Here is a 12164-nt window from a genome sequence, read left to right on the forward strand (position 1 = left end):
ATATAAAATAAAATTTTACAAAATCTTTAGGAAAAAATTAATCCTGTAAGATGATTTGACACAATTTCAACCGCTAACTAAAAAGCTCATTGGTTTGTTATATACTCATAACTAATTTTATTCTAACAAGCCCATAATAATTTCTGCATCTTTTTTAAAAGGTTAACTTCTTTATGAAGACACCTCAGATGGCTTTATTTTCAGTAAGAGCACGTCTGCTCATTTCAATCATTGCATCACGAAGATGTAACTTAATTTTTGATCCAATAATCATTCCAAAGAAAGGAGAAAGTAAACCAGACATCGTTACCGTATGACGAATTTTGTTAGCTAAAGAACCAGATTTTTTTGAACAAATATATTCATGATCAAAACTCATACGTGTAAGAGGAAGTTTAGCATAAGCAGAAAAACAAGTATTTTTTATAACTTTATTAAATGTAAAAGTTACTATTGGTCCTTTTTTAGGCTTCATGCGTCCTACAGCACCTTCTTTGAAAGGACCAGAAAGTTCTACCCATTCAAGTTCATGATCCCAATAAGGCCATGTTGCAAAATCTTCCCACATAGACCAAATCTGCTCTGCACTTGCTTCTGTGCTAATTTCTTCACTATGTGTCCATTTAAACATGATAATTTCCCCCTTTTTACAAAATCAAGTATATTTAGTGACAAAGAGTAATATATCAATTACTCTTAAAACTGCATAACAATAATATATTTAATCTTCTCAAATGTCCTTAATAGGTAATGATTAAATCAACAAGCGATATTAATAAAATAAACACACAAATGTTCAGTATAGATGAACACTATTGTCTGTCTTAAATAAAAATATCTGTTTTAAGTTCATACAATAACAAAGAAAGAATTTACGCACCCCGTAAAATATAAATATAGAATACATAGCTTAAAGCTTTCAACTGTTGATAAAATGCTGATGATTAAGGTGTAACCGAAAGAAAAGAGACAACAAAGTATCATAACCGTTATCGTGAAATATATCTCCTATTGGAGAAGAAACATGGATTAGTCGTAAAGTTCATAATACATGAAAGCTTTGACAATGCGTTTCGCTTTTGATGTCACTGAAAATAACAAATCTGCACATAACTTACAAAAATGAGCAGCAACACATACTGCTAACTTAGGTGCAATACTATTTACACCTCAAAATAATTTGGGATTGAACAGAAGATCAAATGGGCTTTCTCTCTATTATAGAGCATATATCATAAAACGTTTGCTCTTAGAGCAATAAAAAAGTTTTTAAAAAAAATAGATGAGTTGAGACAAAACGCATCAACTTTTTTAACATTAGAATCTTTTATTGCTTTTCTGCTTAACCTTTAAAGAAATCATATAAAATAAAGGAAACTGTCAAAGAAACGTTTTTTCGTCCTACCAGATAAAAAAATAACTTTCTCAAGATGTAAGCGATCGTAATTTATATAGACGTATTACTGTCTCACCATAAAAACGCTCATCATCTAGATAAAAGACGTCAGGTAAATGAATGATTGTATCTTTCTTTTCTTCAAGTATGAAGAGTGTATCAGCTTTTGCCCATCCCCCTCGTAAAGCTTCTATAAAAGCACGTTCACCTAAACAACGGCTATAGGGAGGATCAGCGCAGATAACATCAAATGGAAGCATTGTTCCAATCTTGCCAAGTTTGGTTGCATTACGACGCAAAATCCGTCCTATCGACTGTAATTCAAAGGCTTCGATATTTTTTTGAAGCAACCCACGCCCCTTAACCGAGTTTTCAACAAAAACAGCAGCCTTTGCTCCACGTGAAAGTGCTTCGATGCCTAAAGCACCAGTACCAGCAAACAGATCAAGGATGCGTTTATTGGTCCAAAATTGTTCTTCACGGCTAGAAAGAATATTAAAAAGGCTTTCACGCGTACGATCACTCGTTGGTCGAATCGACTGGTCAATAGGCGAAAACAAAACACGCCCAGCATATTTACCGCCGACGATCCGCACGTGATCCTCCAAATCGTTTCGAAGTTTTTGCACTATCACGATGTGGTTTAGATTTTTTCATAGCACCACTAAACGATTTTACCTTGTCCTTTCTCTCAAAAGAACGTTCCTCAGGACCACCTCTTATCATTTTCTCTTTATCCTTTAAAAAGCGATCTTTCCTACCAAAGGTACGTGCCTCATCATAAGATGTTTTGCTACGTTTTTGAACCAAACTTCCTTCTTTTTCTTTCTGAAAATGATTGTCTTTTAGTTTTTCCTTACCTTGATGAAAGGATTTTTTACCAGCCAAATCGCTCTTATGAGCCTGCGATTTCTCACTATAGGAAGGCTTTCTTCTTGCACTCTGCGGACGTGCGCCAGGAGCCATCCAAACATTAGCACGGCGAGAACGCGGTAGAAAACGCTCTGCTTTTCCTTCCTCATTTTTCTCCTTATTCACATTTTCATGAGACTCTGCATTTAATCGTGCGCGACCATGCTTAACAGAACAATCTCTAGGGTGGCATCTTATCGCTCTTTCACTTGAAAAGACCCAACCATCATTTGCAACAGAAACATCCTTCTGGCTTTGCTTTTCCGCAACAACCGCAGAATTTGAAAAAGGTTTCAGAATAGGAGCATCAAAATCTGCATTGGCCTGCATAATTAAACGTTCTCCCAACTGATCTCGTAACATCCGACCTTTTAATTCTTGTACAGCTCCTTCTTCTAAATCAGAGAGATGAAACGGACCATAAGATACACGTATTAAACGATTAACGGATAACCCCAATGCCCCTAAAACATTCTTTATTTCACGATTTTTTCCTTCTCGCAAAGCAACAGAAAGCCATATATTAGAACCTTGTTCCCGTTCAATTGAGGCTTCAATCGAACCATAGAAAATACCATTAATCGCAATACCATTTTTAAGATTATCCAGCGCGCTCTGCTTTACTCTTCCATGGGCACGAACGCGATATTTGCGAACCCACCCCGTTATAGGAAGCTCTAATACGCGCGCTAAGCCACCATCATTGGTTAAAAGCAAAAGCCCTTCCGTGTTAATGTCAAGCCTTCCAACAGAAAGAACTCGCGGCATTCCTTTTGGTAAATTACTAAATACTGTAGGTCTACCTTCAGGATCACGGTTTGTAGTAACAAGCCCTGCTGGTTTATGGTAAAGCCATAAACGTGTTCGTTCTATAGGCGATAAAGGTTTACCATCAACTTTAATAAGATCAGAGCGACTAACATTAAAAGCAGGCGTTGATACAACTGTACCATTCACAGCAACACGACCTGCAACAATCATCATTTCCGCATCTCGACGTGAGGCAACGCCTGCACGCGCTAACCTTTTAGCAATCCGTTCACTCTCATTATTTTCATTCATTTGCGTTTCAAACCAATCTTTGCCAGTATGTTCAGAAAATTATTCATATGCACCATACCGCTTATTCTGAAAGAGGAAGTAGCACAATCATTTATCATTTTCTATCCTTTAACAACAATAACGTATCCATTGACTTGCAAGTTTGTTTTAACCACTTAAAAAATAAAGGTATTTCTTTCATTATAAAAGCGTAATAAATGATTCATTCCATAGCATTCCTTATCGAGATAATCTTTAGATTCTCTATGCCCTCTTAGAAAGAACATTATGACTTTGACACCCATGGAAATAGCCCTTTTGGAAGCACAGTGGGCTGCAAAAAAAGATGAGGTTCCCGTAGGCGCTGTCATTACACGTGGAAAAGTTATCATCGCACGTGCTGGTAACTTTATAAAATCTGCATATGACCCAACAGGACACGCAGAAATGCGTGCAATCCGTATGGCGTGCGAAATTTTGCAAAGCGAAAGGCTTCCTGATTGCGATCTTTACGTAACACTTGAACCTTGTGCCATGTGTACCGCTGCCATTTCATTTGCACGCATACGACGTCTGTATTATGCAACAAATGATCCCAAAGGGGGAGCTATAGAAAATGGTCCACGGTTTTATCAGCAACCAACCTGTCATCACAAACCTGAAATTTATTCTGGTTTTAAAGAAAAAGAAGCTGCTCAATTACTTAAAGATTTTTTTATCCAAAAGCGATCCTAAAAACAGTTCTTCATCCATAACTTTTACTCTTAAAAAACTATCCTATTCCTTAAAAAAGACGATTAATCCTTCTGATATAGCGAAAGCTATTTTGAAGCATTTTTCCTCTAACACTCTTTTAACACTGCATATTGCTTCTATTAGATGATGCATTCATTTATGAGAATAGTTCATTGTTTTATCTATAAAATATAAAGTCCCAAAAATCGTAGAATACTCTCATTTCAAATCTGTTTATAGTGAATCAATACAAGTCTCTTTCTTGCACATCACAAGGTCGATTACCCTCTGGATAAAAAATATCCCTTATGAAGACTCTTCACTGCCAAGGGCTATCGCAACATTAAAGGCTGGCAAATACAATGATGATAATAGCCTGCTCCTCCATAAGCATAAAGAGATGGCGGTGCACAATGGATTTTATGTTATAACGTTCAAACAAGCGACGCTATGAAATGGATTCTAGAACCTTGAGAGATGTTTTTTGTGAGGAAAATGCAACACCACTCTCTCGATGCTCATGTCATATTGCTATTTCATGGAAATAACAACCTCCCTACCGCAAAGGAAATGCTCTGCGTGGACGAGAACTTGATATTATAAGTAATAGGAAGAACGCCTCCCATACTTTAATATTTTGCCTTTTCCCTAGCGAGCAATAGCAGCAGTCTTTGCCGGTTGGCGATAACTTAAAGGCGGCTCTGTAAGATAGCGACGGTATTGTGAACTTCCAACTTGTGCTCTTTGACGACGTAAATATTCTTGTCGTTGTTTCGCATTAAACAGTGCAGGATTTTCTGAACTAACGCCATTAACTAAAGATCCTTTGTGAGGAAAAGAAGGACTTCCTTGATGCTGTTTCGATGCGGCTCTTTTATTGACAGACCTATCTTGTTGTGGCAACGGTAAAAATTTGCGTGAGCTAGGACTTGGTATCACAAGTTCTGGGTGGGACTTCATAACAATCTGTCTGTTGTTATTTACTGGTGTTAATGAAGCAATATTAGCAACATCTTCAAAAAACTGTATTGAAACCGGTTTACTTGTCCCATAGGTAGGAGCAGATAAGTTGCATCCCGTTAAAACAAAGCATATACTTAAAATTCCGGTTGGAAATATTTTTACTTCACGTTTTCTCACTGCTTATTCCATTTCCTAAGTATATGGCTAATTACTATTCCCGCGATTTATGAGAGAGCGATCCATACACAAATTTCCCCCCCCCTGCAGATAAAACAACGGAATTTACTTCGTACCACAAAAAACTATATTCATCAATATGGGAAATATACTTGCATTTCTTTCCCTTGATTTCAAATTTTAAATCTTGCCAAGATTTTTTAATTCTCGCAAAGCCGCTGCATCACGAGCAGAGACATCAGGATAAGTTGGGTCACTCCCAACATCTTGTGTATAACGCCATGATCGTGCGCACTTTTTTCCCAACGCTTTCTCTGGATACACACCAACACCTTCAACATCATTCAAAGTAAAAGCATCGGAAGGCATTGTATCCTGCGTAATTGTAAGAGCGCTGGTAATACAAATCTCCGCCATATCCACATTTTCTAATACCTCCCGTAAAACCGGATTGGAAATAAAAACAATAGGAGCGGCTTCTAACGAAGACCCAATATGCTTATCAGCGCGCTCAAGCTCTAAAGCACCTGTCACCACTTTACGGACCTGCCGAATTTTTTTCCAACGCTCAGCCAAAGATTGGTTTTGCCATTCTTCTGGTACAGAGCGAAATTGTTCCAAATGCACCGATTGGCTTTCTGGATAACGCTCTAACCAAGCTTCTTCCATTGTAAAAGGCAACATTGGAGCAAGCCATGTCACCATTCGTTCAAAAATCTCACGAACAACCTGCAAAGAAGCTTTACGTTTTAGTGATGAAGGCGCATCGCAATAAAGAGAATCTTTGCGGATATCGAAATAAAATGCCGATAACTCAATGATTGAAAAATCTAATAATGCACGCATAATCTTTTTAAAATCAAATTCATTGTAAGCACGATTAATCAACTGATCCAGTTCAAAAAGCCGATGTAATATAAATTTTTCAAGATCTGGTAGTGCACCATAAGATATTTCTTCTCCTTCATCATACGCTAAAGTTCCAAGCATCCAACGAATTGCATTGCGCAGTTTACGATATGAATCCACATTGGTTTGAAGAATTTTTTTACCTAAACGCTGATCTTCCCAATAATCTGTTGTCATAACCCAGAGACGAAAAATATCAGCACCAGATGTTTTAATGATCTCTTGTGGCACAACAGTATTGCCTAAAGACTTAGACATTTTCTTACCATTCTCATCCAAAGTAAAACCGTGTGTGATCACTATCTTATAAGGAGAACAAACACGCGTACCACAGCTTTCCAAAAGAGAAGATTGGAACCATCCACGATGTTGATCAGAGCCTTCAAAATAAACATCTGCAGGCCATTTTAAATCAGCCCGATCTTCTAACACAAAGCTATGACTTGCTCCAGAATCAAACCAAACATCCAAAATATCATAAACCTGCACCCAAGGCTCATGCGCATGCTCACCTAAAAAACGTTCACGTGCTCCTTCAGCAAACCATGCATCTGCACCTTCTGCTTCAAAAGCCTGTAAAATACGCTCGTTGACGCCTTCATCTTTCAGAATAATACCATCCTCATTAGCAAAAATACAAATAGGAACACCCCAAGAACGCTGACGAGAAAGAACCCAATCAGGACGATCTTCTATCATAGAGGCAAGGCGGTTTTGTCCAGAAGATGGCACAAAACGCGTTTTTGAAACAGCTTCCAAAGCCCGACTGCGTAAAGTTGAACCATCCCCAAGATCTTTATCCATTGAAATAAACCATTGCGGTGTATTGCGAAAAATAACTGGTTTTTTCGAACGCCAACTATGGGGATAGGAATGTTTTAAACGCCCACGTGCAAACAATCGATCCGCTTTAATTAAAGCGTTAATAACCTCTTTATTGGCATCACCCATTTTTCCATTATCATCAATAACACGAGCAGGGCCCCCTTCACGATCCGGTCCAAAACCCGGAACATCTTTCGTATAGAATCCTGCATCATCAACAGGAAATGGTATCGATGAATCAATCCCTGCTTTCTCCAATAAAGACTTATAATTATTCCAAACTTCAAAGTCCTCACGCCCATGGCTTGGTGCTGTATGGACAAAACCTGTCCCCGCACTCTCTGTCACATGGGCACCATCAAGCAGTGCAATCTTATAATTATACCCTCCAGCCAAACCTTTGAGTGGATGAGAAAGAACAAGAGTTTTCAATTCGTCAGCAGAAATAACACGCAAACGTTTCAAAACAAGTTTGGCTTTTTCTGCACAACTCATAGCGAGAGCATCTGCAAAGAGAAGTTTTTCTCCCTCTTGAGGACCAAAATCATTTTCAGCACTTTCAACTTCGTAAAGACCATAAGAAATCTGCGAAGAATAACTCACTGCGCGATTGCCTGGAATTGTCCATGGTGTTGTCGTCCAAATGACAATATGAGCACCATATAAATCATTAGAACTTGCTTCAAAAATAGGAAACTTAACCCAAATCACCTCTGATTCATGATCATGATATTCAATCTCAGCCTCTGCCAAAGCCGTACGCTCCACAACAGACCACATCACCGGCTTAGAACCACGATAAATCTGATCTGACATCGCAAATTTTATCAATTCACTCGCAATACGTGCTTCTGCATGAAAAGCCATTGTGGTATAAGGCGTATTAAAATCTCCCATGACACCAAGACGTTTAAATTCTTCACTTTGAACCATTACCCAATGTTGTGCAAATTCACGGCATTCTTGACGAAACTCATTCAGAGGGACTTCGTCCTTATTTTTCCCTCTCGCACGATATTTTTCTTCAATTTTCCATTCAATGGGAAGCCCATGGCAATCCCAACCAGGAACATAATTTGCATTAAAACCGCGCATTTGAAATGAACGTACAACCACATCCTTTAGAACTTTGTTTAAAGCATGCCCGATATGAATATGACCATTTGCATAAGGTGGGCCATCATGAAGAATATAAAATGGACGATCTTTTGCTTGTTGGCGCAATTGCACATAAAGCCCCATATTTTCCCAACGCGCCATTAACTCAAGCTCTTTTTGTGGAAGCCCTGCCCGCATAGGAAAATTTGTCTGTGGGAGATAAAGAGTTTTTGAATAATCTATTGTTTCATTTTTCACAGTCATTGTGAAATATTCCTGTCCACTTTTACGATTTCATTTTTGCATAACTTCCCTGAACTCTGCAACTCTGGTTTTTATCTATAGGGAAAGCCGAGCTTATCATTCGTATTAAGCAGCGATCAAGAAAATATATCATCACACTTTATGGGCTTTATCATGAAATTCACAAAAAAAGAAACCAAAAAATGAGCCTAAAAAAATAAAGGCTCCACCAATAGCGGAGCCTCTTAAAAATTTACTCTTAAAACAGATTAGAATTTATAAGCTACACCAACACGGAAATCATTGGTTTTGTAATCAATTTCAAGTTTTTCCTTTGCAAATTTCTTTTTACCAAAATCGGAATAACGATATTCTGCACGCACAATTACATTATCCAGAACCGAGAAATCAACGCCACCACCAAGAGTGTAACCAATCATTGTTTTGGTTTCATCGGTTAAGTTCTTAGAAGAAACAACTCTTCCATCCTCATTCTTAACGGATATTGATACAGTGTCTTGGAACTGTCCATAAGCAATACCACCAGCAAGATAAGGCATAAAGCGATCAGCAGCAAAACCGATACGTACCCGTGTAGCACCGCTCCAATTTTGTTTGAAAGTATGATTTAAAGTTTCAACTTCATCCTCTTGATTAAGACCAAGTTCAGAAGCCATCTTTTTCATTTGTTCTATACCATATACACCAGCATCATTCTTATCCGCTGCTTGTTGAATTTGTGCTCCATGAGAACGGGAAACATGTGGATTAGCACCATGTGGGTTAGCACTAGAAGAGCCATGACCACCTGCGTGAGACCCAACATGCGGATTAGAAGATCCACTACCATGGGAAGAACCATTATGACCTTTGGCTTCACTTGTTCCATTGGAAGCGCCTGTTCCTGAGTTAGATGCCCCTGATCTCGAAAGTACAAGTGTCTGTGTTGGCACTGTTCTTTCTGCTGCTGATGATGGTGCCGATGTAGTTTTTACCGACTCTGATCTTGTTGATGTAGTAGAAGATACTGATACGTTTTCGGCCTTCTGTGTAGGTACTAATTTTGCAGGTGCATTTGGCACACTTGAAACAACTGCTGATGATTGCTCTCCTATATTTGATCCTGCCAATGAAGGCGTTAGCCGTGGTGTGCCCCCTCCTGTGCTAGAGGATGTTGGTTCAGGTGCAGGCGGCTGTAATCCATTTCCCCTATTTGCCGATGCCCCTCCTACACCTGTTCTTGCCGATGATTGCACTGATCTCATCTCTGTCTTTGAGGAGGCTGGTTGTCCCGCTGGCAATGCAGATGACTTTTGGCTTGATGGTAGCGTTGGTGCTACCGCTTTTAATTCCACTGACACCGATTCTATCGATTTTGTTGAATTAACACTGCCTGTTGCGGCTGATCGACTTGATTGTCCAGTTGCTGCTTGACTGGACTGTGATGCTGCAGGTTGTGATGGTGTTCCATTTGTCTCTGAAACTGTTGTTGTTGTTGGTGGTGGTGTTGGTGCCGATCTGCGGAATCTTCCCACTGCATTTTCTACTGTAGCGTTATCAGATGCACCTATAGTAATTGTCTTTGTGTGTTTTTTTCCAGATAAAGTTAAATCCGTATCAACACCAAAAATAAAGCTGTCACCCAGATCAATATTAGAACCTGCATAAAAACCACCTACAAAACCTGAAAGGTTAGGAGAGAACTCTTTATCCAGTGAAAAACTCTTTTCTTGACTGACAATAGCCATATCAGACTTGCTGGAAAAGCCACCAGCCTGAACACCTAAATAAAGTCCCGTCCATGAAAAAGTAGGTGCAACAATGGTAGAAGAAGACGCCATTAATGCTGGCTGATGAGGAATCTGCACATCAGCAGCTAGCGCTGTAGACGCTGAAACTAACGAAAAAATAGACGCTGTTATTAAACGTTTTGTGTTCATAAAATCTCTCCAAATATCCAAAATGAAATGTATATAGAACATCTTTTTTGAAATATCTGTAGCAAAAATGACACACTCACAAAAAAATAAAGAAATTGTGAAAATAAGACTTCTTAAATATTTAATTTTGCATCCAATGAAAATTTATCAACTAAGTCATACTAAAACTATGTGTCTTAAAGTTGGATTCATTTTCATTAAATTTTCGCATAACTGTTAATGGTAACATTCTTTATAAATTTCTTGTGCCGAAATCTAAATAACGCTACTCTGCACACAACAGAATATTGCTTATCATCGGGAAATCAATGCCTGCGCAAATAGTAAAACCAATCATTGACTTTTTTACCAAGTACCATCAGAGTTTCATCTATTTATCAGAATGGTCTATATTTGATGCTTTCGTATTTTGTATCTTAAATCACGAAAAACAAAAGCGCAAAACAATGTATAGTCTTCATTATTTAAAAGACGTTAGATGCTTTTGAAAGTCGTAAAGCTGAATTAAAAGATGATGGTAAAGATGGGCGTTGGTTTACACCTTTACGCCTTCATATTCTCCCTAAATTAGGCTGTCTGCCCGTTTCTGAGATTACACAAACAGAGATACGCAATACCCTTGCCCCTATCTGGCATACAAAAGCTGGAGTAGCCCAAGCAGCATTGATACGTCTTAATCTTTGTCTCAAACATGCGGCTGCCTTAGGTTTGGATGTCGATTTACAAGCAACAACAAAAGCACGCGCTCTCTTAGGGAAACAACGCCATAAAGCACAAAATTTTCCAGCAATGAATTGGAAAGATGTGCCTGCTTTTTATAAAACGCTTTGCGAAGCATCAACCATAACACAACTGGCTTTGCGTTTACTTATTCTTACAGGCGTTCGTACAAATCCTATACGCCATATTCATAAAGATCAAGTTGATAGCAATATATGGACAATTCCTGCTGAAAATATGAAAGGACGGCGTGATACAACAAAAGAATTTCGTGTGCCTTTATCAACAGAAGCATTAGACATTTTAAAACAAGCACGATTGCTTTCTCGTAATGATTTCTTTTTTTCTGCTAGAGGTCGGGGTCCTCTTGCTGCACGCTGTATGGCTCAATATATGAGAGATAATAAACTTGATGCCTGCCCGCATGGATTTCGTTCTAGTTTACGCGATTGGCTCGCTGAAACAACCGATGCCCCCTATGAGGTCGCTGAAACTATTCTAGCTCATACGGTCGGGGGGCAAGTAGAGCGTGCCTATCGTCGTACTGATTATTTAGAACAGCGCCGTGTCTATATGGATAAATGGGCCGCTTATGTCACGGGTCAATCTTAAGATATGGGGTGCATAACCCCATTATCTGTGGATAACTTTATCTCTCTCTTTTCTCATATCGTCTCAATTAAACTCATAAATTATCACATGAGAAAATGTATRATAAAATACTGTTTTCTATGAATAAAATACCTTCAAAAATAAACCAAAATGTGCTTAATAAATAGGCATGATTTGTTGTCATTTTTTAATATTTGAAAGGATTTTACTATGATAGAAAATGATGTTCTTTTAACAGACCGTGAAAGTGCAAAACTACTTCATATGAGTGTCTCAACTTTCCGCCGTCATGTKACCAATGGCTCTYTWCCAAAACCTTTAAAATTTGGTTTTTTATCCCGTTGGTTACAATCGGATCTTATCAATGTAATCGAACAAGCAAAACAGCAACGTCAAAGTAATGCGGCATAAAAAAAACCTTGTCACATAAGGATGGACAAGGCTTTCCATTTTCACACGAAGTTAATGGATAGCAGAATCCGTCCTATGATGCAATATTATAGGATCACAAAATGTCTTCTTATATCAATGCTCGGGGCATTACAAATGCATTACGTGGAGTTTGGCATGGGGATTATGGACTTGCCCGTTGC

Annotated in this window: 8 protein-coding genes and 1 pseudogene; 3 read left to right on the forward strand and 6 right to left on the reverse strand. The window is 38.5% G+C overall.

Annotation, left to right across the window (positions count from 1 at the left end):
• Positions 1 to 184: 184 nt before the first annotated feature.
• The 3 genes from HWX04_RS07005 to HWX04_RS07015 all read right to left on the reverse strand — a co-directional run bounded on the left by HWX04_RS07005 (position 185) and on the right by HWX04_RS07015 (position 3370).
• Complete coding sequence (locus HWX04_RS07005) at positions 185 to 631, reverse strand: SRPBCC family protein (protein ID WP_175869436.1); 447 nt, start codon at positions 629 to 631, stop codon at positions 185 to 187.
• A gap of 794 nt (positions 632 to 1425) precedes the next feature.
• Positions 1426 to 1992 (reverse strand): 16S rRNA (guanine(966)-N(2))-methyltransferase RsmD, encoded by a 567-nt coding sequence (gene rsmD, locus HWX04_RS07010; protein ID WP_175869437.1) that lies wholly within the window; start codon positions 1990 to 1992, stop codon positions 1426 to 1428.
• Positions 1973 to 3370: a pseudouridine synthase gene (locus tag HWX04_RS07015; RefSeq protein ID WP_175869438.1), complete on the reverse strand. Its 1398-nt coding sequence runs from the start codon at positions 3368 to 3370 to the stop codon at positions 1973 to 1975. The genes rsmD and HWX04_RS07015 overlap by 20 nt, the downstream gene beginning before the upstream one ends.
• Before the next feature lie 267 nt (positions 3371 to 3637).
• Between HWX04_RS07015 and HWX04_RS07020 the strand changes: the two genes are divergently transcribed.
• The gene (locus tag HWX04_RS07020) at positions 3638 to 4084 is read left to right on the forward strand and encodes a nucleoside deaminase (RefSeq protein WP_175869439.1); all 447 of its coding nucleotides are present in this window, start codon (positions 3638 to 3640) and stop codon (positions 4082 to 4084) included.
• Positions 4085 to 4732: 648 nt separating this feature from the next.
• Here HWX04_RS07020 and HWX04_RS07025 read toward each other — a convergent pair.
• From HWX04_RS07025 to HWX04_RS07035, 3 genes are all read right to left on the reverse strand, one after another.
• Positions 4733 to 5224 (reverse strand): hypothetical protein, encoded by a 492-nt coding sequence (locus HWX04_RS07025; RefSeq protein ID WP_175869440.1) that lies wholly within the window; start codon positions 5222 to 5224, stop codon positions 4733 to 4735.
• Positions 5225 to 5404: 180 nt separating this feature from the next.
• Entirely contained in the window at positions 5405 to 8320 is a 2916-nt protein-coding gene (gene ileS, locus HWX04_RS07030; RefSeq protein WP_175869441.1) for an isoleucine--tRNA ligase, read from the reverse strand.
• Between the two features lie 248 nt (positions 8321 to 8568).
• A complete protein-coding gene (locus HWX04_RS07035) occupies positions 8569 to 10239 on the reverse strand; it encodes an outer membrane protein (RefSeq protein WP_175869442.1) in 1671 nt (556 codons plus the stop codon).
• Positions 10240 to 10652: 413 nt separating this feature from the next.
• On the opposite strand from HWX04_RS07035, the pseudogene HWX04_RS07040 reads away from it, so the two are divergent.
• Together HWX04_RS07040 and HWX04_RS07045 are read left to right on the forward strand one after the other, a co-directional pair.
• A pseudogene (locus tag HWX04_RS07040) lies at positions 10653 to 11571 on the forward strand (tyrosine-type recombinase/integrase); the annotation flags it as partial.
• 210 nt (positions 11572 to 11781) lie between these two features.
• A complete protein-coding gene (locus HWX04_RS07045; RefSeq protein WP_175869443.1) occupies positions 11782 to 11982 on the forward strand; it encodes a helix-turn-helix transcriptional regulator in 201 nt (66 codons plus the stop codon).
• Positions 11983 to 12164 lie beyond the last annotated feature (182 nt).

This window comes from Bartonella gabonensis, from assembly GCF_903679515.1.
GTDB classification, from domain to species: domain Bacteria; phylum Pseudomonadota; class Alphaproteobacteria; order Rhizobiales; family Rhizobiaceae; genus Bartonella; species Bartonella gabonensis.

Excerpts from the sequence above, each read along its gene's own strand:
- HWX04_RS07005 (WP_175869436.1), bottom strand. The coding sequence starts at position 631 with ATGTTTAAATGGACACATAGTGAAGAAATTAGCACAGAAGCAAGTGCA.
- HWX04_RS07015 (WP_175869438.1), bottom strand. The coding sequence starts at position 3,370 with ATGAATGAAAATAATGAGAGTGAACGGATTGCTAAAAGGTTAGCGCGT.
- HWX04_RS07020 (WP_175869439.1), top strand. The coding sequence starts at position 3,638 with ATGACTTTGACACCCATGGAAATAGCCCTTTTGGAAGCACAGTGGGCT.
- ileS (WP_175869441.1), bottom strand. The coding sequence starts at position 8,320 with ATGACTGTGAAAAATGAAACAATAGATTATTCAAAAACTCTTTATCTC.
- HWX04_RS07035 (WP_175869442.1), bottom strand. The coding sequence starts at position 10,239 with ATGAACACAAAACGTTTAATAACAGCGTCTATTTTTTCGTTAGTTTCA.